19 protein-coding genes are annotated in these 21191 nt (G+C 66.2%); 9 read left to right on the forward strand and 10 right to left on the reverse strand.

Annotation, left to right across the window (positions count from 1 at the left end):
* Positions 1-59: 59 nt before the first annotated feature.
* Both DES52_RS20365 and DES52_RS20370 read left to right on the forward strand, forming a co-directional pair.
* Entirely contained in the window at positions 60-2135 is a 2076-nt protein-coding gene (locus DES52_RS20365; RefSeq protein ID WP_170131196.1) for an ATP-binding protein, read from the forward strand.
* A 54-nt stretch (positions 2136-2189) separates the two neighbouring features.
* On the forward strand, positions 2190-4259 hold the full coding sequence (locus DES52_RS20370; protein WP_110888674.1) for an ATP-binding protein: 2070 nt from the start codon (positions 2190-2192) through the stop codon (positions 4257-4259).
* 317 nt (positions 4260-4576) lie between these two features.
* Here the strand turns inward: DES52_RS20370 and DES52_RS20375 are convergent, their stop codons facing one another.
* Together DES52_RS20375 and DES52_RS20380 are read right to left on the reverse strand one after the other, a co-directional pair.
* Positions 4577-5731 carry a sensor histidine kinase gene (locus DES52_RS20375; RefSeq protein WP_281268592.1) on the reverse strand — a complete coding sequence of 385 codons (1155 nt, stop codon included), beginning with the start codon at positions 5729-5731 and terminating at the stop codon, positions 4577-4579.
* 10 nt (positions 5732-5741) lie between these two features.
* Positions 5742-6437 carry a response regulator transcription factor gene (locus tag DES52_RS20380; RefSeq protein WP_110888676.1) on the reverse strand — a complete coding sequence of 232 codons (696 nt, stop codon included), beginning with the start codon at positions 6435-6437 and terminating at the stop codon, positions 5742-5744.
* 87 nt (positions 6438-6524) lie between these two features.
* On the opposite strand from DES52_RS20380, the gene DES52_RS20385 reads away from it, so the two are divergent.
* Positions 6525-7160 (forward strand): M15 family metallopeptidase, encoded by a 636-nt coding sequence (locus DES52_RS20385; RefSeq protein ID WP_110888677.1) that lies wholly within the window; start codon positions 6525-6527, stop codon positions 7158-7160.
* Between the two features lie 313 nt (positions 7161-7473).
* Here DES52_RS20385 and DES52_RS20390 read toward each other — a convergent pair whose 3' ends face one another.
* A complete protein-coding gene (locus tag DES52_RS20390; protein ID WP_170131197.1) occupies positions 7474-8364 on the reverse strand; it encodes a DMT family transporter in 891 nt (296 codons plus the stop codon).
* Positions 8352-8483: a hypothetical protein gene (locus DES52_RS23640; protein WP_281268593.1), complete on the reverse strand. Its 132-nt coding sequence runs from the start codon at positions 8481-8483 to the stop codon at positions 8352-8354. Before DES52_RS23640 ends, DES52_RS20390 begins: the two co-directional genes overlap by 13 nt.
* Before the next feature lie 196 nt (positions 8484-8679).
* On the opposite strand from DES52_RS23640, the gene DES52_RS20395 reads away from it, so the two are divergent.
* Positions 8680-9147, forward strand: a complete 468-nt coding sequence (locus tag DES52_RS20395) for a hypothetical protein (RefSeq protein ID WP_110888679.1) — start codon at positions 8680-8682, stop codon at positions 9145-9147.
* 158 nt (positions 9148-9305) lie between these two features.
* On the opposite strand, the gene DES52_RS20400 is transcribed toward DES52_RS20395, so the two are convergent.
* The 5 genes from DES52_RS20400 to DES52_RS20425 all read right to left on the reverse strand — a co-directional run bounded on the left by DES52_RS20400 (position 9306) and on the right by DES52_RS20425 (position 13883).
* Positions 9306-9746 (reverse strand): response regulator, encoded by a 441-nt coding sequence (locus tag DES52_RS20400; RefSeq protein WP_110888680.1) that lies wholly within the window; start codon positions 9744-9746, stop codon positions 9306-9308.
* Positions 9747-9938: 192 nt separating this feature from the next.
* Complete coding sequence (locus tag DES52_RS20405; RefSeq protein ID WP_170131198.1) at positions 9939-10394, reverse strand: response regulator; 456 nt, start codon at positions 10392-10394, stop codon at positions 9939-9941.
* A gap of 201 nt (positions 10395-10595) precedes the next feature.
* Entirely contained in the window at positions 10596-12074 is a 1479-nt protein-coding gene (locus DES52_RS20410) for a DHA2 family efflux MFS transporter permease subunit (RefSeq protein WP_110888682.1), read from the reverse strand.
* 259 nt (positions 12075-12333) lie between these two features.
* Positions 12334-12717 carry a hypothetical protein gene (locus DES52_RS20420; protein ID WP_110888684.1) on the reverse strand — a complete coding sequence of 128 codons (384 nt, stop codon included), beginning with the start codon at positions 12715-12717 and terminating at the stop codon, positions 12334-12336.
* A 248-nt stretch (positions 12718-12965) separates the two neighbouring features.
* On the reverse strand, positions 12966-13883 hold the full coding sequence (locus DES52_RS20425; protein WP_245901193.1) for a zinc-dependent alcohol dehydrogenase: 918 nt from the start codon (positions 13881-13883) through the stop codon (positions 12966-12968).
* Positions 13884-14077: 194 nt separating this feature from the next.
* On the opposite strand from DES52_RS20425, the gene DES52_RS20430 reads away from it, so the two are divergent.
* The 4 genes from DES52_RS20430 to DES52_RS20445 all read left to right on the forward strand — a co-directional run bounded on the left by DES52_RS20430 (position 14078) and on the right by DES52_RS20445 (position 18093).
* The gene (locus DES52_RS20430) at positions 14078-15757 is read left to right on the forward strand and encodes a M3 family oligoendopeptidase (protein WP_110888685.1); all 1680 of its coding nucleotides are present in this window, start codon (positions 14078-14080) and stop codon (positions 15755-15757) included.
* Positions 15758-16075: 318 nt separating this feature from the next.
* Positions 16076-16399: a hypothetical protein gene (locus DES52_RS22700; protein WP_146237408.1), complete on the forward strand. Its 324-nt coding sequence runs from the start codon at positions 16076-16078 to the stop codon at positions 16397-16399.
* Positions 16400-16555: 156 nt separating this feature from the next.
* Positions 16556-17473 (forward strand): aminoglycoside phosphotransferase family protein, encoded by a 918-nt coding sequence (locus DES52_RS20440; protein WP_146237409.1) that lies wholly within the window; start codon positions 16556-16558, stop codon positions 17471-17473.
* A 116-nt stretch (positions 17474-17589) separates the two neighbouring features.
* Positions 17590-18093, forward strand: a complete 504-nt coding sequence (locus DES52_RS20445) for an NUDIX domain-containing protein (protein WP_110888688.1) — start codon at positions 17590-17592, stop codon at positions 18091-18093.
* A 143-nt stretch (positions 18094-18236) separates the two neighbouring features.
* Here DES52_RS20445 and DES52_RS20450 read toward each other — a convergent pair whose 3' ends face one another.
* Entirely contained in the window at positions 18237-19274 is a 1038-nt protein-coding gene (locus DES52_RS20450; protein WP_245901195.1) for a Gfo/Idh/MocA family protein, read from the reverse strand.
* Positions 19275-19595: 321 nt separating this feature from the next.
* Between DES52_RS20450 and DES52_RS20455 the strand changes: the two genes are divergently transcribed.
* The gene (locus DES52_RS20455) at positions 19596-21122 is read left to right on the forward strand and encodes a beta-N-acetylhexosaminidase (RefSeq protein WP_146237411.1); all 1527 of its coding nucleotides are present in this window, start codon (positions 19596-19598) and stop codon (positions 21120-21122) included.
* Positions 21123-21191 lie beyond the last annotated feature (69 nt).

Here is a 21191-nt window from a genome sequence, read left to right on the forward strand (position 1 = left end):
CGTCTTTCTCGTGAACCGCCTTGCGCGTGAGGATGGAGGTTGAGATACCTTGGGGCATCATGACCGGGTCTTCCGATTGGCGATTCACGCTGCTTGGCAGTCCTCAGCTGATCGCGCCCGACGGGCGTTTCATTCGTTGCGAGGGCAAGACGCTCGCGCTCCTGGCCTACCTCGCCGTCGAAGGCGCGACGTCGCGCGCCCGCCTGGTGAGCTTGTTGTGGCCCGAGACCGAGGAAAGCGCCGCGCGAAACAACCTTGTGCACTTGCTGCGCCGCCTACGAAAAGCGTGCGGTGCTTCCTTGGTGCCAGGGCACGAAACGCTGGCGCTCGGCCCCGAGGTACGAACGGACATCGCCGACGTGCAGGACCATTCGGGCGCGTATGAAGCTGGAGACGCACTTCCCGACGGGGCGTTTTTGGACGGCGTGGACTATGACGACCTTCCCGACCTCGCCGATTGGCTGCTCGCCGCGCGCGAGCAGTTCAGCATGCGGCGCCTGCAGTCGTACCATCGGCGTATCGATCGGCTTCAAGCTGCCGGTCGAGTTTCCGACGCGATCGCGGTCGCCGAGCGCCTCCTGGTCCTCGATCCACTCTCCGAGGAGACGTGGCGCACCTTGATGCGCCTGCACTCGCACGCGGGCGACCGTCCGGCCGCGCTTCGGGCATATCGGCGCTGTAAAGACTTGTTGAGGCGTGAACTCGACGCCGAGCCGTCCGCGCCGACCGCGCGGCTCGCTCGGGAAATCGACTTGGGCGTCGTGAACGCCGACGCGTCGGATGGGCGTCTGCCCATCGCGGTGCTGCGCCCGCCGCGCCTCGTGGGCCGCGACGTCGCGTGGGCGGAGATGGAGGACGCTTGGGCGGCGGGCAAGCAGATCTTCGTCTTCGGCGATCCAGGAGCCGGAAAGACGCGCCTCGCGCAGGATTTTTTGCGCAGCAAGGGAACGTGGCTGTACTTGCCGAGCCGCCCGGGCGACCGCGACGTCCCGTTCATGGCCGCCGCTCGCAACGCCCGCGCCCGACTCGCCGCCGCACCGGACGCCGCGTTGTCACCGTGGGTGCGCCGCGAACTGTCACGCTTGCTGCCGGAGCTTCGCGACGACGACGATCTCGCGCCGCTCGGTGCGGACTCCGAGCGCTACATGTTTTTCCTCGCGCACCTGGAGATGGTGCGGGCGACGGCCTCGACTTACCAGGCGACGCTCAACGACGACATTCAGTACTACGACAGCGCCACGATGGACTTGGGCGCCTTCATGTTCTCGCACGTCCTCGCCGAGGGTTCAGGTCCGTCGGCGCGGTTCATCTCGGTGTGCCGTCGGGGAGAGCTGACATCTCACCAAGAAGTGCTCATCGAGCGTCTCGTCATGGCGGGCTTGGCCGTGCGTGTGGACTTGACTCCCCTCGAACCGGAGGACGTCGTGTCCTTGTTGCGTGACTTGCCGCTTCCCGAGTCGCTCGGCACACGCTTGCCGATTCGAGATCTCGCCGCCCGCCTTCACGAGTACGGCGGCGGCAATCCTCAGTTCGTGCTCGAGGCGATTCGGCACGTCATCGAAACGGGTGACGTCGAGACCCTCCTCGAACCCAAGCGCTTGACGCGTGGTCACGCGGCCCTCGTGGAGCGTCGCCTCGCTCGTCTGTCGAGCGCGGCCCTTCAAGTGGCGCGGGCGGCGGCCGTTCTGCGTGCCGACTTCACGTTGGAGCAGATCTCGGAAGTGCTGGGCGTCACCGTCTTCGACACGGCGAACGCGTGGGAGGAACTCGACGCCGCTCAAGTGGTCGCCGGGGAAAGCTTCAGTCACGACCTCGTGGCCGAAGCGATCCTGACGAGCACGCCTGCACACGTTCGCAAGTTGCTGCACCGCGCGGCGGCGCGCGTCCTCGCCCGATACGACGCCGCGCCCGCACGAGTCGCGCGACAATGGCTCGACGGCGGTGACGCGGGCCAAAGCGCGCCTTGGTGGCTGCGGGCCGCTCGAGCGGCCGAAGAGACGCTGCGCTTCAGGGAAGCGACCGAATTCTACGCCGCGGCGGCCGAGGCCTTCGACAAGAGCGCCGACATGGAAGCGGCCGATCGGGCGAGGCGCGAGCAAGCACGGGTGACGGCGGCGATGACTTCGGTGGGTTGAGCGCGACCGTCGTTTCACGCGGTGTCGACCATCGTTTGCTAGTGTGGAGGCACCATGACCGGACCGGGAGAGTGGCGGCTGTCGCTGCTGGGCTTGGGACGCCTCGTCGCGCCTGATGGTCGTCGCGTGCGGTGCGAGGGACGCCCTTTGGCCGCCTTGGCCTTCCTGGCCTTGCAGGGGCCCACGATGCGCTCGCGCCTCGCGGGTCTGCTGTGGCCCGACAACACCGAAAGCGTCGCCCGCAACAACTTGGTGCAGCTCTTGCGCCGCCTCGCGGCCGCGTGCGGCACCGATCTGGTCGATCCGCACGACCCGCTGACGCTGCGAGACATCGTGCGAACCGACGTCGACGTTCTCGTCTGCGCCTTCGAGGGCGACGAGGAAGAGGTCGAGGTTCCCGACCACGTCCTGCTCGACGGCCTGTCCTTTCCCGAGGCCCACGAGCTTCAAGATTGGCTTCGCGCTCAACGCGAACGGCTCGACGGTCTCCGCGCGAGGCACTTGATGAGGAGAGCGCAGCGCAAGGAAGTGCAGGGTGACTGGCCGAACGCGCTCGCGTTCACACGCCGCGCGCTGCACTTCGATCCCGTGTCCGAGGACGCGTACCGCCGCCTCATGCGCCTGCATTATCTCAACGGCGACCCGGCGGCGGCGCGCGCCGCGTACGAGCGCTGCGCCGACGTGCTGCGGACCGAACTGCACACCGAGCCGCTTCCCGAGACGCGCGCCCTCGCCGAGGACATCTTGCGCGGCGAGGCGGTGGCTCACGTGGCTCCTCCTCGACGGCAAGTTCCTCGAAGCGCCCTTCGGCCGCCCGTTCTCCTCGGTCGTGAAACGGCGTGGGAGCGCATGGAGAAGGGATGGGCGAACGGACAACTGATCTTCGTGACGGGCGAGCCCGGCATGGGAAAGACTCGTCTCGTCGCCGACTTCGCCGCGTCCAAGGGGCGCGTGCTGGCCCTGGAAGGACGACCGGGCGACGACGCCGCTCCGTTCACGGCCACCGCCCGCAACGTTCGCCGGATCCTCGACGCGAATCCCGACGTGTCGCTCGACGCCTGGACGCGCGACGCGCTACAGCCGCTCGTTCCCGAGTTGGGTGACGTGCACGGCGTGCGCGCGCAACTCGGCGCCCGCTTGCAAGACGCCGTGGGCGCCGTGTTCGAGCGAGGCTTGCGGCACGTGGACGTGTTGACGGTGGACGACATGCAGTACTGCGATCTTGCGACGATCGAGGCGGGATTCATCTTGTTCGGATCGGCCTTTCCTTTGGGAGGCGCGAGCGGCATTCCGCACGTGCTCGCCGCGTACCGCCGCGGAGAATTGTCGCCGGAAGCCGAAGCGTTCGTACAACAGCAAGTCGTGGCGGGCAAGGCCGTCCTGATCGAACTCGACGCGCTGGACGAAGCGAGCGTTCATCGCCTGCTCGGCGACCTCGACGTTCCTGAGCTCGTCGGTCTCGCTTCGAGGCTCACGCGGTTCTCGAACGGAAACCCGCAGTTTTTGCTCGAAGCGGTCAAGCACCTCGTGGAAACGAACGGAGTGCGCCCGCACGCCGACACGCTGCCTTTACCGCCGAAGGTGGGCGAGGTGTTGACGCGCCGCTTGCAACAATTGTCCGTGCCCGCACTGCAAACGGCTCGCGCGGCCGCCGTGCTGCAAAGCGACTTCACGCTGGATCTCGTCGCCGAAGTGCTGGGCGCTCCCTTGCTGACCACGGCGAGCGCTTGGGAGGAACTCGAGCGGGCGCAGATTATGAACGGAGAGCGCTTCACGCACGATCTCGTGTACGAAGCGCTCGTAGCGGCGATTCCCGAGGCGGTCCGCAAGCTTTTGCACCGCAGCGCCGCCCGCGTCTTGACACGCCACGCCGCGTCCCCGGGGCGCGTGGCCCGCCATTGGCTGATCGGGGGAGAGCACGCGCGCGCCGCTCCCCTGTTGCTGGAAGCGGGCGTGGAAGCCGAGGCGACGTCTCGCTGGCAAGAAGCGCACGACTTCTACACCTTGGCGATGACGTCGTACGACGCGATCGGCGACGCGGCGGGACACGCCTCGGCGAGCTCGGCGCGCGGCAAGGTGCAGGAACGGTTGACGGTCGCGGCGAGCGCGGCGCTTCACGCTTGAAGCGATCGAAAGGGCGAGGCCGAACGGGACGCGCGGCAAGTCGACGAAGCACCCAGCGGCCAGGCCCGGAGGTTGGAAAGGTCGATGGAGTTCACGCTGGAATGAAGCTCGCGCCGCTCGCCACCTTCGCGTGACCCGCCATCGTCTCGGACGCCGTGAAGTCTTCCATGCCGCCGTTCACGACGAGCGGCGTGAACTTCATGGGACCTGAAGCTCGGCTCGGCGACGATGAGGCTTACCTTGGCCTTGTACGGCCCTCGAACTTCGTCGCCGCCCGACGTCCGTCCACGTCGGTGACGGCCCGCGACACGTTCGAATCAAGAGTGGTCTCGCTTAGCTTCGTGACGATCTGGCGGCGCGGCGGGGAGTCGCACCGTCACACGAAGTCCCCCGGCGGCCCGAGGCGTGAGGGAAAGGGTTCCGTCGTGTGCTCGGGTGATGCTGTTGACGATCGCCAAGCCCAAACCGACGCCCGCGTGATCGGTGGCGGTACGCTCGGTGCCGCGAAGAAACGGCTCGACGAGCGTGGCTACCAACTCGGGGGGAAGGTTCTCGCCGGTGTTCTCGACGGTGAGCGCCACGCCGCGCCCGTGAACGCTGGCCGTGATCCACACGCGGCCCTGCTCGGACAGATTGTGGACGATCGCGTTGTGCACGAGGTTCGTCGTCAACTGCAGCAGAAGCGTGCGTGATCCGATGGTGGGCGTCACGTCACCGGAAGTCTCGATCCTGACGCCGCGTTTCTCTGCGAGGGGAAGGAGCGTTTCCGTGGCTTCTTCCGCGACGAGGGACAAGTCGACGTGTTCTGGCGTGAAGGACCGCTGATCGGCGCGGCTCAGCACGAGAAGCGCTTCGGTGAGGCCGACCGCCCGGGTGTTGACCGCGTGAAGGCGGTCGATCAGCTCGTCGGTGTCGCGATTCGGATCTTTGCGGGCCACGTCGAGCAGCGTCCGCGTGATCGCCAGGGGCGTGCGCAACTCGTGGGAGGCGTTGGCTGCGAATCTCCGCTGTTCGCGTACGTGCGCTTCGAGGCGCGCGAGCATGGCGTCGAAAGCGTCGGCGAGTTCGCGAAACTCGTCTTCGTGGCCCGCGAGCCGGATTCGATGAGAGAGCGAGCCGGTCGCGGCGAGGCGCGTGGCGTCGGTGATTCGCGTCAGGGGAGCGAGAATTCGTCCGGCGAGCAGCCAACCCCCGACGAGCCCGAAGACCAGGAGGAAGATCAGCACCACCGCTGCCTTGGGAACGAAGGCGCGCACCAAATCCGAGCGATTCGGGACGAAGAGCGGGCGAACCGACCCTGGAGCGGACGAGCTCGCTCCCGTCGCCACGTGGTTCGGTGAGGACCGTGGCTGGATTTGGATCTCCTCGGGGACATACCGTAGCAGGAACACCCACACCACCAGCAGCAGCAAAGTGCCCGCCAGCATCAGAAATGCGGCGTAACTGAGGGTGAGTTTGAAGCGAACGCTCACTCCGGGCGTTCTACCCACGGCGTTCCCACTCGCGCTCGGCGCCGGGCACCGTGTCGATGCGGTAGCCGACGCCGGGCACCGTGGCGATCAGCCACGGTTCGCCGAGCCGCTTTCGCAACGCCGAGACGGTGATGCGCACGGCGTTGGTGAAAGGATCGGCGCTTTCGTCCCAAGCCCGCTTCAAGAGCTCCTCGGCGCTGACGACCCCACCCTCGGCGGCGACCAGGATTTCGAGCACGGCGAACTGCTTCCTGGTCAGCGCCACGTGACGGCCGTCCCGGTAGACTTCGCGCCGAAACGGGTCCAAGCGTAAGCTTCCGAGCTCCCGAACGGGCGGCCTGCTGTAGGCGCGGCGTCGATCGAGGGCCCTGAGCCTGAGTACGAGCTCTTGCAACTCGAACGGCTTGGTGAGGTAATCATCGGCGCCGAGCTCGAATCCGGAGGCCTTGTCGTCGAGTCGGTCGGCAGCGGTGAGCATCAGGATCGGCGTGCCGCTGCCCGAGGCGACGATGCTTCGCGCGATTTCGTCACCGGAAGGTCCGGGAATGTCACGGTCGAGGATGGCGATGTCGTAAGCGTTGATGCTCAGCAACTCCAAAGCGGTATCACCGTCACCGGCGATATCGGCGGCGATCGCCTCCAGCCGCAGGCCGTCGCGAATGGCCTGCGCCAAGTAGGGTTCGTCCTCGACGATCAACACACGCATGCGCTTCATGCTCCCAGTCGGAGCATATCGTCGGCATATCGAAAATTACATACGCTCCGACAACGCCTCGCGGCCTTCACTGAAGGCATGTCCTCCCGTCACCCGACTCGATCGGCGCCCCGCGCTCCACGACGCACCGTCCTCGCTTCCATGGTCCTCGTCGGCGCGGCCATTCTCGTCGCCTACCACGACGAGTCGTCGGCCGCTCCGTCTCCGGCACCCTCGTCCATCACCGCGCCACCGCTTTCGCCCCGCCCGCCCGCTCGTCTTTCCGGCGAGGAAGACGGAGTCGTTCCTCCCGGCGTGACCATCTTCGAGGACGAATACCCCGCCGTGGCGAAGCTCAGTCCCGACCTCCGCCGCGCCCTTCGAAGCGCGGCAGCAGACGCTTCGAAAGATGGCGTGACGCTCCTCGTCAAGAGCGGTTGGCGATCCCGCGCGTACCAGAACGAGCTTCTTCGTGAGGCGGTCTCGAAGTACGGTTCGGTCGCGCGAGCTGCGAGGTGGGTCGCCACGGCCGATACGTCTCCTCACGTGTCCGGAGACGCGGTCGACGTCGGACCTTCCAGTGCTGCGGCGTGGTTGGCCAAGCACGGGGCGACGTACGGGCTGTGCCAGATCTACAGAAACGAACCTTGGCACTACGAACTGCGCCTTCAGGCGACCGATCGAGGCTGCCCACCCCTGTACGCCGACCCCACGCGAGATCCGAGGATGCATTGACGAGCCCGTCGTGCCAGCCGTTCGACGTGTCGTCGCGTCGAGCCGGGCGGTTCGAGCCGCCCGCGACCGTGGCCGCAGCGCGGCTCACCTTCAAGGCGTCACGTTCCCCCGGCTCGCCGACGCGGGCCAAATACTCGAGGCGCAGAAACGGCCCGGCGAGCGGTGCGGACGCACGTCGTGGCCGCTCGCCGGAGACGCCGAGGATCGCCTTTTCGATGTACTGCTGAGCTTCGTGCCCTCACCTGCGACGCCCCTTGACCTGTTCGGAGCGGACCGACGAATCCGGGTCGCGCCGGATGACGGCCCGTGCGCGTCAACCTTCCACGAGCAGGATGCCCGCCAAGGTGACGAGCGCGCCGAGCCACTGATGCCGCGCGAGACGTTCACGCAGAACCACGAGGGCGAGCAGGACGGTCACCACCGTCGACATGGAGCCCAGCACGGTCACGACCGCGTCCTCGCCTCGGCCCAGACCGAAGGCGGTCGCTACCGACGCGAGCGTTGCCAGGCCGCCCACCCCGACGAGCGCCCATCCCGCTCGACCACGCGGCACGGGGCCGAGCGGTTCGTTGGCCGCCCTCGCGATGAACGCGAGCGCGAAGGGACCGAGCAGGCGGGAGATCCAGATGGACGTGAGCCCGCCGAGATCGGGCGTGACGTGCGCGCCGAGAAGGTAGAAGGCGATGCCGTACACCCACGCGGCGCACACCGCCCAGATCACCCCGGGTGACAGCCACGCCGACCCCGCCGATTTCGGTTCGCCGGGAGCCGCGCGCCCTGGAATGGCGGACAGCACGATTCCGACGAGCACGCACGCCAGCCCGATGCCCGTTCGAACCGTGAGCGATTCTCCGCTCCACCAGGCCAGCAAGGCCGTCACCGCGCCGTAACTCGCCACAATGGGCGAGACGAGCGCGAGCACCCCTTGACCGAACGCTTGAAAGAACGCCAGGGACGCGACGCTGATGAGGGCGGCGCAGACGACCGCCCAAGTCCACGCGCTCGGCGAGTCGTACGCGCCGAAACGGCTGAACTCTCCCGTCGTCAAGAGCGCCACCGTGAGCGCGGCGAGACCCACGAAGGTCGAGTAGAACTGCGCGCGGTACGCTCCGAACGCGCGTGACGCGAAGCGCGCGAGGAAATCCGCGATGCCCCAACTCAGCGCCGCGAGAAGGCCGAGCGCGACGCCGCTCACGCGCACCACGGGACGTGCGCGAGCTCCTCGATGCTCGCCTCGCCCGCTGTGAGTTCGGTCGGCGCGCACAGCAAAGGCTGGACGTACCAAGCACGATCGAGGGTTCGCGAAGGCCTTCTCGGTGACATGCTTCCAGCCTACCCTGCGCTGCCCGTTACCGCCGAGGTCGAGCCGGACGGCGGTCGGCTCTTGCTTCTGGCCGCCAAGAACGGATATCCCTTCGCGCTCTACGCGAATCGTGAACATCTTGTACGCGGCGCTTGAACGCGGCACGGCGACACTGTCTGCATCAGAAGCGAGACCGCTTCACCAAGGAGACCCACCATGACCCGCACGATCCGCACGCTCGCCCTGTCCGCCCTCGCCGCCCTCACCCTCACCACCAGCCTCGCCTCGGCGTCCAGCGTCTTGTCGTACGTCACCACGTACGACGCGCAAGGCTACTACAGCAACGTCGCCACCTTGGACGCCAATCAATACGGCGTCACCACCAGCTTGTTCGTACCCGCCGGTCTGCTCGGCCTCGACGACGTCTCCGGTACGGACGAGAGCGGCCGCGTGCAACTCACGGCCATCACGACGTCGGTCAGTGGAGTGTCATTCGACCTGAACGCCGCCTCCATCGCGTCGACCGCTCTGCAAGACGGCATGCTGCGCGTGGACGTGATCGCGTACAGCGACGGGTGGCAAGGCAACGGCGTGTACCCGGTGGTGTTGACGTTGAAGAACACGTCCACGGGGCAGAGCGTGGACGTGCAAGCCAACGTCGTCGTCACCAACAACGGGCAGTAATCTCAGCCTGCTTCATGCCTCCTCCAGCGACGAGCGGGAACCACTGTGGCTCCCGCTCGTCGCTGTGCCGAGCACAGTTTTCTCTCCCTTGCTCAGTCGTGCCGAGTACTTCCGGCACCCTCGACGTATGCCACGCGCCACTGTTGATCGTCGTGGTGCTACCACTGCTCGGGCGGCTTCGGAAGTCGGATGATCGGGCCGAGCCAGAACATTTGAAAGCCGCGAACGACTTCGTGCCATTGCTCGTCCGTGTTCGGCCTCGGCGCGAAGGCGTTCGCGCCGAGGTTGTAAGCTCGCTCGGCTTGCGAAGGGCTGTCGTCACGCGAGAACGCGACGACGGGAATCGCCGTCGTGCCCAGATCGCTTTTCACGGTGTCGAGGAATGTCCAAGCGTCCACGCTTCGCGCGTCGAGGTCCAGCACGATGAGGTCGGGTCGCGCTTCTTGAAGGGCGCTCAAGACGCTTTCCATGTAGCACTCGACGCGCAACGTGAACGAACGCGCCGTGGCGCTCTCGACGGCTTGGAGGGCCGCGCGGAGACCGAGGGCTTTCAAGTCATCCTTCACGGCGAGAACGACGACAGGCTGCAACGACGACATGACGACGCAGTGTACAAAGCGGCATCTTGGCGTTGTCAAGATGCTCGCGCGAAGAGGAGGAAGCGAACGGGGTGCGAGTCGACACTCGCGTCTGCCTCGCGCACCGCGAGCAGCGAAGAAGCCGTCGCGGGCGAGCACGAGCGGCCTCCTCCATCACGGGAAGCGAGCCTGGCTGGAGCGCCCCGTCTTCGTTCAGTCTTGGCGTGGCGCTTGCAGCAACGCGCGCGACGAACCGATCAGGCGAGCGGACGAAAACCAGAAGTCGGCGATGACGCGCAGCATCTGCAGCAACTCGTCGAACGTCGGAGGTTTGAGGAGAAACGCGGCGGCGTACTCGTGATACGCCGACCAGACGAGGTCGTCGCGCGGATGACCGGACAGCACCACGATGGGAATACGCTTGGCGATCTCGTCGCGTTTCAACGTCTGGAGGATGTCCAGCCCGGATTCCGAGGGAAACACGAGATCGAGCAGGATCAAGTCGGGCAGCTCTCGTCGCGCGGTTTCAAGGCCGTCGGAGCCGTTGATGGCCGTGGCGACGATGGCGTCGGGCCGGACTTCACGGAAGCCTTCGACGACGAGCTTCGCGTCGCGGTTGTTGTCGTCGATGACGAGGAGGCGTGGATGAAAGGGTGGTTGCTTCGCCACGATTCAACTGTACGAAGTCGTGCAACGCCGTCCTGTCGGAAAGACTGCACATAGGACAGACAAGAGACGAGGCTTCGAGCCGTTTGGGCGCGCGGAGCTTTCAGCGGCTTGCCGAGCCTTCCCCCTGCCTGACCCTGGCGTGCTACGGAAAGGCCTTCTGGAGTGACGCCGGGCCACGAAGCTCTCCCTGCGCGCCCGAGTTCAGTGCCCCGTGGACGTCACGGTCGGCTCCTCGTCGCTCGAAGCGTCGTTTCGTGGAGACGTCCGGCGTGTGAACGGCGCGAGGAGCACCATCAGCACCGCCAGTCCCGCCGCCAGGCCGAACGCGGCGCGGACGCCTTCCGCTTGCGCGACGGGCAGCGCCGTTCCGTCTGCCACGGCGCGCGTGACGCGTCCGGTCATGACGGTCACGAGCAGCGCCGTGCCCGCCGCACCCGCCACCTGCTGCAAAGTGCTCAGGAGCGCGCTGCCGTGCGAGTACAACCGCGCCGGAAGCGGACTCAGCCCGCTGGTGAAGAGCGGCGTGAACAGCAGCGCGAGGCCGACGCTCAACGTGAGGTGCAGCGTGAGCAGGACCGGCACGCTCGTGTCGACGGTGAGTTGGGCAAAGCGCCACAACGCCAACGTCAGCAAGACCGCGCCGGGCGTCGTCAGCCAAGCCGGTCCGAACCGGTCGTACAAGCGACCCACGATGGGTGCGAGCACGCCCATCAGCACGCCGCCCGGCAGCAGAAGCAGGCCGGTCTGGAGGGTGCTGAGCCCCACGACCGCCTGAAGGTACAAGGGCAGCAGGATCGCGCCGCCGAACAGCGCCGTCATCGCCAGCATCAACAGCACGAGGCCGAGGGTGAACATCGGGTACCGCAAGGTGCGCAGGTCGAGCAGCGGCGCGTCTCGACGCTGCAACATCAGCTGCCTCGCCACGAACAGCGCGAGGCTCACGGCGCTCAACGCGAGCGGCCAAAGGACCTGCGCGTCGGTGAAGCTCGCGCGAGCTTCTCCAAGGCGACTCAGCGCGTACACGCCGCCGCCGAATCCCACGGCGGCCAGGGGAACGGAGGGCAAGTCGAGCGTTAGCCGACGTGGGTGCCCGACGTTGACGAGGGTGCGTGCTCCGTACGTCAGCACGGCGAGGGCGATGGGCAGCACGAGCAGGAACATGAAGCGCCAAGACAGCGTCTGGAGGATCAATCCGGAGAGGGTCGGGCCGAGGGCGGGCGCGACGGAGATGACGATGCTGATGTTCCCCATGACGACGCCACGTCGAGCGGGCGGCACGAGGGTCAGGACGGTCGTCATCAAGAGGGGCAGCGTGATCGCCGTGCCGACCGCTTGGACGATCCGCGCGAGCAGCAGCAACTCGAAGGAGGGGGCGAGCGCGGCGAGAAGCGTACCGAGGCTGAAAAAGCCCATCGCGGCGAAGAAGACCGTGCGAGACGTGAAGCGCTGAAGGAGGTAGCCGGTGATGGGAATGACGACGGCCATGGTGAGCAGGAAGGCCGTGGCGAGCCACTGCACCACGCTGGCGGTGACGCCGAACTCGCTCATCAGCGTGGGCAGGGCGACGTTCATGATCGTCTCGTTGAGGATCACGACGAACGCGCCGATGAGCAGCACGAGGATGACGGCCTGAGGGCGCGCTGTGGTATTCGAAGGGGCGCTGGTGACGTCGCTGTTCATGCGGTGACCTCGTCGCGGGTGAATAGAGGGCGGTAAGGGCGTGTGCAGCACGGCGCGAACGACGTTTTGCTCCCCGAGGCAAGCTCGACGGCAGGCTCCTGGAAGGTACGGGCCCGGCGTTCATGTTCGAGGTGCGAGGGGCCGACACGGTCGAGCCCGCCGAGCGTTCCGAGGAGCACCGTGAGGTCGAGTTCGGTCGGGGAGGGTTGCACTTCCCGCCGGAGGCGCGTGGTGACGTGGGCGATGGCTTGAAGGACGATCAATCGCACAGCCGTCGGCCCACGTCGAGCAGCGGTGACACGTCGGCGTTCCGCAATTGGATCTCACGCACGTCGCGCCACCCTCGATGTTCCGCGACGCGCTTCGCCGCGTCGTCGAGCGCGAATGGCTCATCGGAAATCCCGCCGTCGGGGGCAGCACGAACCGTGAGGTAACGGCCGTCCACGCACTCCAGCATGGCGCGGTCCACTCGAAACGGCCAACCGTCGCCATAGGTGAGCGCGCTCAGGGATTGGAACCTTTGATCGAACCGGTCTCGCCCCTCCCACGGGCGTTCGGAGAGCCACGCGACGAGCACCACGAGGCCGAGCACCACGAGCACGATGCGGTACAACGCTAACAACGGTGAAGGCGACGCGTTCATAAGCACCTCGACGTCGGTCCCGCTCCTCGCGTTCGATGCGTTCGCGACGGGGTGGCGAAGCCGCTAGCGCAGTGTACGCAAGGCGACGGCGGCACGGAAAGGGCGCAAGCACGGACGAAGGTCGCTCGGCGCCCGAAGGTCGTTCGGGCGAACCTTCGGGAAAGTGGCGGGGTCGCGCTGAAAGGACGTCGCGCCCGATTGCCGCATGACTCGCCCACGGGACGTTCGCCGCTTCCTCTTCGAACTGCTCAGCTTCCTTCGAGCGACCAGTCCACGACGACCGACACGGGCCGAGGAGGACGGCGCAGCCTCTCGAAGGTGCTCGGAACGTCCGACGGGGCGACCGTGGTCTCGAACAGCCGCTCGAGGCCTTCTCGGGAATGCGTCCACAGCCACGCCGCGTACCCTTGATAGTCTTCGCCGTCGCTCGACGCGACGACGGAAAGTTCTCGCTCGTGAAAAGCGCGCGGGAGGGTCAACGCGCCCCAGTTGCCGTCGCTCAGCACGCACGCACGTCCTCTCGGCCGAAGGTGCGACAAGAGCTCGGCGAAGCCCTCGGGGCTCGCGCTGCACTCGAAGCCGACGTCGAAGTCTTCACGAGCGAGATGACCGGGTGACGTGGCTACCGCGCCGAACGTCTCGGCGAGGGCGCGACGTTCGGCGTTCGGCTCGACGACCGTGACGTTCGAGACGCCACGCCGCGTGAGGTTGAAGACCGTCAAGAGGCCCAGCAATCCCGCCCCGGCGATCAGTACGCTTTCGTGCCGCGACGCCGCGAGCTTGCGCACGCCCTTGAAAGTCTCCTCGCCGAGAATCGCCGCGAGGGCCGCGCGGTCGGACACGTGCGGCGGCACGACGAGGCAGCGGGCTTCGGGCACGACTCCCGCGCTCGCGTGCCCGAGGGTCGTCACCACCCGCGTCCCGATCGGCAAGGTCACACCCTCGCCGACGGCTTCGACGACGCCGAGCGTTTGGTAGCCGAGCGTCGTCGGAAACGAAGTCGGGACGCGACCCTCGACGACGCCGAGCTCCGACGACACGCTGACGGCGCTCAAGCGGGTGCGAAGAACCACCTGGAGGGCGCCCGGCTCGGGAAGCGCGAACTGTTCCAAAGCAAGCTCGCGCACGCCGTTGAGGACGAGGCGCGTCGCGCGGATCGAGCGCACTTCACGCAAGTCCAACGTCCGCCCGCGCTTCAACTCCGACCGAGATCGACCAGACGACACCATCGATGCTTGGCATGTTTCATGGTATCGCTGGCAAGCTCGGGAAAGCAGGAGGAGGCAGGCGCGCCCTCGATCGACCTGTGAGAAGACGGCGCTCCATGTCGCGGTGGTACCCTGAACGCGGGTATCTACAAATGACAAGCACTTCACAGCCTACGTTCAACTGGACCGATTTCGAACCTTCCTACCAGGCGTTGCAGCAACAGGACCTCACGCCCGGCGAGGTGCCGAGCTTCCTGCGTGCGTGGAGCAACTTGGAAAAACGCGTCTCGGAAGCGTACTCCACCCTTCAGCGTGCCCGCGACCGCGACACGGCGAACGAAGCGGCGGAAAACGCGTACCTGCAGTTCGTGCGGGAAGTCCGCCCGAAGGTGCAGCAAGCCGCGCAGACGCTCAACCGCAAGCTGCTCTCGGTCGAGAACTACGAACCGGACGAGCAGGACGAGCTGATGTTCCGAAAAATTCGCACGGACGCCGAGCTGTACCGCGAGGAGAACGTGCAATTGGACGTCCGCGTGACGAATCTCGTCAACGAGTACTTCAAGCTCACCGGGGGGCTCACCATCACCCTCGGCGACGAGGAGCTCACCTTCCCGCAAGCCCAGGCGAACTTGCTCAACCCCGACCGCGAGCTGCGCGAACGCACTTGGCGCTTGATGCAGGAGGCGAACGCGCGCGTCGCGCCCGAACTCGACCGGATCTTCCTCGACTTGTTGCGCCTGCGGCGCGAGGCGGCGCGCAACGCGGGCTTCGGCAACTACCGTGATTACCGCTGGCAGCAACTCAAACGCTTCCACTACACGCCCGAGGACAGCGCCGCCTTGCACCGCGCGATCGCCACGCACGTCGTGCCGCTGGTGTCACGCCGCCGCGAAGCGCAACGCGTCCAGATGCAGCTTCCGTCGCTGCGTCCGTGGGATTTGCGGGCCGACCCGCTCGGCCGTCCGGCCGTCGTGGCGTTCAAGGACGTTCGGGAACTGGAGGACGCCGCGTCGCGGATCTTCCATAAGCTCGCCCCGAAGCTCGGCGAGCAGTTCGACGCGATGCGCGACGGCGGCTACCTCGATCTCGCCGCGCGCAAGAACAAGGCGCCCGGCGCGTACTGCTCGTCGCTTCCGGCGAGAGGCATGCCGTTCTTGCATGGGAATTTCGTGGGAACCGCCCGCGACGCGACGGTGCTGTTCCACGAGGCGGGACATGCCTTTCACGTGTTCGCGACGGCGAACGCCGACATCCTGATGTTCGCTCGGCATTCCGGAGCGGAGTTCGCCGAGGTCGCTTCCCAGTCGATGGAGTTGCTCACCTTGCCGTACTTGGCGCGTGAACAGGGCGGCCTGTACGACGAGGCCGACTTGCCGCGCGTGCGTGAAGAGCAGCTCGACAGCATCGTCACCTTCTTGCCGTTCGCGGCGGTCCTCGACAGCTTCCAGCACTGGGTGTACACCGAGACGGGCGAGGACGTCACCATCGCCGAGTTGGACGCGAAGTGGCTGAGCCTCATGCGTCAGTACTTTCCGCACGTGGATTACACGGGACTCGAGTCGTTCGTTCAGAAGGGCTGGCAGTACCTGCACCTGTACGGGTACCCGTTGTACTACCTCGATTACGCGATCGCGTGGCTCGGCGCGATTCAAGTGTGGCGCGGCGCGCTCGCCGATCAGGAAACGGCGCTCGCGCGGTACCTCGACGCCCTCGCCCTCGGCGGTACCCGCTCGCTGCCGCAGTTGTTCGAGGCGGCGGGCGCCAAGCTGGCGTTCGACGAAGCGCACGTGGGTCAGTTGATGGCGTTCATCGAGCAGCAGTATTCGATGTGAACGTCCGCACGCTCCCCTCCTGCCCGACTGCGAATGGGGGTAGGAGAGGAGCGTGCGGTGGTGTGGGCCGCCTTGCCTTGCGCGCGCCTCGCAGCGCAACAGGACTTGTCGGCTTTGTTCGGTGCCTTGACTCGAAGCCTCGTCTCGAAGATCGGCTCGAGCGTTCCTGAACGTTTCGAGCGAGCGGGCGGGGCGCGTAAGCCAAACGCCATGGCGCTTTTGACTCATGCCTCGCCGAAGCTCTTCCTCGCGTCCTCGGCTCGTCGCAAGGTGTCAGATTCGGCGCTTTCCACGAGGTTCCTTCGTTATCGTATGAACGTGGACTCCTTCAAAATCGGAGAGAACGTTGTCGTCGAACGTCGCGGCCGTCCGTGGAGGCGCGCGACGATCGCTTCGTTCGAGAATGACGTGATCACCACGACGAACGGCCATTCGTACGACGCGCGGTCGAACATTCGCCTGCAAGTTCCCCACGGTGTTCCCACGGACCGCTTGGTGAAGGCCACGCCTGAACGTCTCGCCTTCTTGGAAGTGCGTGACTTCTTGCAAAGCGCCTCCAGCATCGACCTTTCGAAGCTGTCATTGCAAGACGCGGTCGACGTGGTGACGCTCGTCAGAAGCTTGAGAGCCAAGTTGTGCTGACTCGCGCTCCAAGACCTTGCGGGCGCGTCACCCTCGTTCGACGCTCGGAGGGTGGCGAAGCGGCACGTGCGTGTCAGGCGGCGACGAGGCCGAAGAAAGCTCGGCGAGAAGAATGGTTGGTTGCAGCGACCCTCGGAACTCGGTAAGGTCGCCGTGATGTCTCTCGTTCCTTCCGCGTTCGCCGCCGATGTGACGCGTCGGTTCGGTGAAGTCGGCTCTGGATGGCTCGCGTCCCTACCCGCGCGCATTCTCGAGGTGTGCACGCGTTGGGAGCTCGACTTGCAAGGCCTCATCGGATTCGGAACATGGAGCGTCGTGTACGCCGTGCAGCAGCATGAACGTGCCGCCGCGCTGAAAGTCTCGTGGCCGCACGGCGACACGTTCGAGCGCGAAGTGCGCGTCTTGCAGTTATGGAGCGGGAACGGGGCGGTGCGTGTGCTGCGCGCCGACACCGAACGGCACGCCCTCCTTCTCGAGCGGTTGGACGCGACGACCCGCCTGAGGCACGTCGACATCGAGGAGGCTCTGCGGGTAGCGGGCGGCTTGCTGCGTCGTCACGCCCTTCCGGCTCCGTTCGACGTGCCCACCCTCGCGTCCCTCGCGCTTGATCTCATCGACGGCATCGAAGCGCAGTGGGAGAAGTTGCGTCGCCCCATGCCTCGTGCGGTCGTCGAGCGCGCTCGGTCGCTTGCTCGCCACTTGCTGCCCGACGTCGACGAGAAGCTCGTGAATTGGGACGTGCACTATGACAACGTGCTTCGTGGAACGCGTGAACCTTGGCAGGTGATCGATCCGCAAGTGGTGGCCGGAGACGTGGAGTACGGCGTGGCGCAACTGCTCTGGTGGCGGCTGGAGGACATCGAGGCGCGCGGAGGAGTCCGATGGGCGTTGGACGTGCTGACCGAAGCGGCCGCGTTGGACGTTCGGCGCCTGGAGGGATGGGTGTACGTGCGCACGGTGGCGTATTGGCTGTCGGGCTTGGAGGGAGGCTTGACCGTCGATCCCGAGCGGTGTCGACAGGTGATCGCCGCGCTGGACCGCCCCGGTGCAGCGCTCACACGATTGGGTCGGTGAACAAAAAGGCGAGGGGCGCTCGGGAACACGGTCCTTCGACCACGAGCCTCCTTCTTGCATTCGAAGCCTCGGACCTCGAGAGCCGCGAAATCGAGAAGAGTTAAGCTTCTGCGGTGATGTACATCAACGCCCGAGCCCTCGTCGAATCCGAACCACCCCACGCGCCCGCCCTCCTGCTGCAGCGACGAGACGAGGATGGCGTCCCGTCGCGCCTGGAGACGCCCGGTGGATGCATCGAGCCGTTCGAAGGCATCCTGGACGCGCTTCGCCGTGAAGTGCGAGAGGAAACCGGCTTGCACGTCACGAAGATCCTCGACGACCCCCGCCCCCTGCTCGTCGCGGGAGACGACGGCACGGCCGAATGCCTTCAGCCGTACTTCGCGTACCAGACCCTTCACGGCCCCGTGGACTCGCTCGGATACTACTTTCGTTGTCACGCGAGCGGCACTCTTCTGGAGCGCGGCGACGACAGCAAAGACCTTCGGTGGGTGGAGTTGAGCGAACTTCAGCGGCTGCTCGACGAGCAGCCGACGCTGTTCAGCTGGATCGACCGCGCGGCACTCACGTACTACCTCGCTCGCCGGGAAGCTCGAAGCAACGTGGAAGTGCCCGCGCGATGAGTCCTACGGTCGGAGGTCACGCGGAACGTCTTCGATGTCGAGTTTCCGCGAAATCAACGAGGGTCCGGCCCATTTCTGCGGTCCTCGCGGAGGCGCCGCTCCTTCGCTCCTAGGGCAGACGGAACGGCGCTCGCCGCCCGCGATCACGAACGCGCCGACGAGGAGACGTTCGAAACGGTCACGGGACGCTGCTCTCGCGCACTTTCGTAGCTCGCCAGGATGAGCCGTACGGCTTCTCGGCCGTCCTCGCCGGTACAAATGACGCTTCGTTCACCGCGAATCGCGGCGAGGAAGTCGGCGACGTTGCGAGAGTGCGGTTCGAGTCCCGCGAAGTGATAGGTCGTGACGTCCGGCCGGTCCCACGCCGTGCCGGGCGAGGCGCGGAAGGAGTGGTGCATCACCGGCGTGCCGGAGCGGTTGGTGTACTCCAAGGCTCCCTTCGTGCCGTACACCCAGAACGCTTCTTCCCACCCGGTGGCCGTCCAGGCGTTCTCCACGCTGCCGATCGCGCCGGACTCGAACTGCAAGGACACGACGGAGGTGTCTTCGACTTCCACGTCGTACGCGAGCGTCGCGACGCGGGCGAAGACGTCGCGCACGTTCCCGCCGAAGTACCGCGCGAGGTCCATGACGTGACTGCCGTTGTCGAGGAGCGTTCCACCCCCGGCGCTCGCGAGGGTACGGAAGGACGCGCGAGGTTCCTGTCCGCCCCAGTCGTGCGCTTGCCGCAAGCGGATGAAGGTGATGCGTCCGAGCTCGCCCGAGTCGATCAAGCGTTTGGCGTGCGCCGCGTAGGGGTTGGAGCGCAGGTGATGTCCGATTTGCAAGATGACGCCCGCTTCGTGGCACGCGTCGATCATCTCGTCGGCTTGCGCGAGGGAGAGCGAGATGGGCTTTTCGCACAAGACGTGCTTGCCCGCCCGAGCGGCCGCGAGCGTGGCCGGGTGGTGCAAGGCGTTGGGCAGGCACACGCTGACCGCCTGCACTTCCGGATCGGCACACAGAGCTTCGAAGTCGGTGTAGCCGCGTGGCACGTGCCACGCCGTCTGGGTGGCTTCGAGGGTGGCGGGATGCGCATCGGCGATGGCGACGACTTGCGCCCCGGCTTCCTTGTACCCGGCGAGGTGAAAGCGGGACACGCCGCCCGCGCCGAGCACGCCGACTTTGAGAGAGGCGGTCACGCGTGGGCCTCCCAGGTCTGCTCGCGCTCGAATCTGGGGCGGAATTCGTTGTGCAGGGTTGCTCGCACGATGGATGTCATGGTGCCTCCTTTTCGCTTTCACAGCGTACCCACTTCCAGTGAGCCGAAAACAGGAACGAGGTACGTGAGGCAAGAAGTCGCGTGACGAGCGAGGCGGACTCGTGGCACCTCCGGGATCGGTGACGTCGGTGCGACGAAATCGACGGAAAGCGACTCTCGTGGACGTTGAGACAGGTCGAGCCTCCTCTTGGCCGGGCGGATCAAACTGTGGTGTGGCCTCTTCAAGCGCTGGAAGCGACGCGTGACTTCCGTTCCCGATCCCGACCCGATGGTGTCCTTGCCGCAAGGCGACACGCTTCCGCTCGTGCCCTACCCGCGCCGACTCGAACGGCATCCCGGTACCCTGCGTCTCGCTCGGTCGAGGTTTCCCGAATCGAACGCGCCGCACGCGCGGCTCGCGGCGTCTTTGCTCGAAAGCGCTGGAGTGGTGCGCGACGAGATGAGCGACGTCGGCTTGTCGATCGCCCTCGACTCCGCGTTGAACGCCGAAGGGTATCGTCTGCGCATCGACTTCGAAGGCATCGACATTCGTGCAGGTGCGGAGGCGGGGGTGTTCTACGCGCTGCAGACCTTGAATCAGCTGCTCCGCTTCGGAACGGACCTGCCGTTTTTGCGAATCGAGGACGGGCCTCGCTTTGCCTGGCGCGGCATGCTGCTCGACGTCGCTCGTCACTTCATGCCCGTGCAGTTCTTGCGCAAGTGCATCGACTTGCTCGCGCACCACAAGCTGAACGTGCTCCACCTTCATCTCACCGACGACCAGGGTTGGCGAGTGGAAATTCGTAAGTATCCGCGTCTCACGGAGGTAGGGTCGCGGCGCGCCCGCACGCTGCTCGGGCATGGCCACGTTCGCCCGCGGATATACGACGACGAGCCTCACGAAGGCTTCTACACTCAAGAGGAACTGCGCGACCTCGTCGCGTACGCCGCCGACCGTCACGTGACGATCGTTCCGGAGATCGACTTGCCAGGGCACGTTCTGGCCGCCCTCGCCGCGTATCCGGAGCTCGGAAACGAGCTCGAAGCGTCGCCGGAAGTCTGCTGTCATTGGGGCGTGTTCGACTCGGTGCTGAACTTGGAGGAGTCGACGTTCGAGTTCGTGCAGAACGTGCTCCTCGAAGTGTTCGACGTGTTTCCAGGGCCTTTCGTCCACCTCGGTGGTGACGAGTGCCGCGTCGACGAGTGGCAACGAAGCTCTCGGGTCTCGGAGCGCATGCGCGAGCTCGAGTTGGAGCACGTCGGGCACGTCCAGCCGTACTTCATGCGGCGCATGGCGGACTTCGTGAAACGGCACGGGCGAACGTTCGTGGGATGGGACGAGGTGCTCAAGAACACCCGGCTGGAACGGGACGCGGTCGTCATGGCGTGGCAGCCGAGGGACAACAGCCTCGAGGCGTTGCTGCGGGGCTTTCCGGTGGTCATGACGCCCAACAACCTCACCTACCTGGATCACTACCAGAAGCCCCCGGCGGAGGTGGAGCAGCCGCTCGCGATCGGTGGGCTCACGTCTTGGGAGGACGTGTACGCCTGGACGGTGTATCCGAAGGGCACGCCCGACGCGCTTCATGATCGGGTGTTGGGAGCCCAGGTGCAGGTGTGGACGGAGTACATCGCGACGCCCGAGCACGCCGAGTACATGATGTTCCCGAGGTTGTGCGCGTTCGGCGAGGTCGTGTGGTCGTACCCCGCCGAGCGTTCGGCGAGTGACTTGAAGGAGCGTTTGGCGGCGCACTTGCCGCGTCTGGACGTGCGATCCGGACCGTTGTGACCGTCCGATCGACTAGGAGGTGTACTCGGCCAAGAGGGGAGAGGCGCCCCTCGAAGCGCGTCGACGGGT

The sequence above is a fragment of the Deinococcus yavapaiensis KR-236 genome (genome assembly GCF_003217515.1).
In the GTDB taxonomy this organism is placed as follows: Bacteria; Deinococcota; Deinococci; order Deinococcales; family Deinococcaceae; genus Deinococcus_A; species Deinococcus_A yavapaiensis.

What these genes read in the sequence shown, in the direction of transcription:
- DES52_RS20365 (WP_170131196.1), top strand. Translation starts at nt 60, where the DNA reads ATGACCGGGTCTTCCGATTGGCGATTCACGCTGCTTGGCAGTCCTCAG.
- DES52_RS20370 (WP_110888674.1), top strand. Translation starts at nt 2,190, where the DNA reads ATGACCGGACCGGGAGAGTGGCGGCTGTCGCTGCTGGGCTTGGGACGC.
- DES52_RS20380 (WP_110888676.1), bottom strand. Translation starts at nt 6,437, where the DNA reads ATGCGTGTGTTGATCGTCGAGGACGAACCCTACTTGGCGCAGGCCATT.
- DES52_RS20385 (WP_110888677.1), top strand. Translation starts at nt 6,525, where the DNA reads ATGTCCTCCCGTCACCCGACTCGATCGGCGCCCCGCGCTCCACGACGC.
- DES52_RS23640 (WP_281268593.1), bottom strand. Translation starts at nt 8,483, where the DNA reads ATGTCACCGAGAAGGCCTTCGCGAACCCTCGATCGTGCTTGGTACGTC.
- DES52_RS20395 (WP_110888679.1), top strand. Translation starts at nt 8,680, where the DNA reads ATGACCCGCACGATCCGCACGCTCGCCCTGTCCGCCCTCGCCGCCCTC.
- DES52_RS20400 (WP_110888680.1), bottom strand. Translation starts at nt 9,746, where the DNA reads ATGTCGTCGTTGCAGCCTGTCGTCGTTCTCGCCGTGAAGGATGACTTG.
- DES52_RS20410 (WP_110888682.1), bottom strand. Translation starts at nt 12,074, where the DNA reads ATGAACAGCGACGTCACCAGCGCCCCTTCGAATACCACAGCGCGCCCT.
- DES52_RS20420 (WP_110888684.1), bottom strand. Translation starts at nt 12,717, where the DNA reads ATGAACGCGTCGCCTTCACCGTTGTTAGCGTTGTACCGCATCGTGCTC.
- DES52_RS20430 (WP_110888685.1), top strand. Translation starts at nt 14,078, where the DNA reads ATGACAAGCACTTCACAGCCTACGTTCAACTGGACCGATTTCGAACCT.
- DES52_RS20440 (WP_146237409.1), top strand. Translation starts at nt 16,556, where the DNA reads ATGTCTCTCGTTCCTTCCGCGTTCGCCGCCGATGTGACGCGTCGGTTC.
- DES52_RS20445 (WP_110888688.1), top strand. Translation starts at nt 17,590, where the DNA reads ATGTACATCAACGCCCGAGCCCTCGTCGAATCCGAACCACCCCACGCG.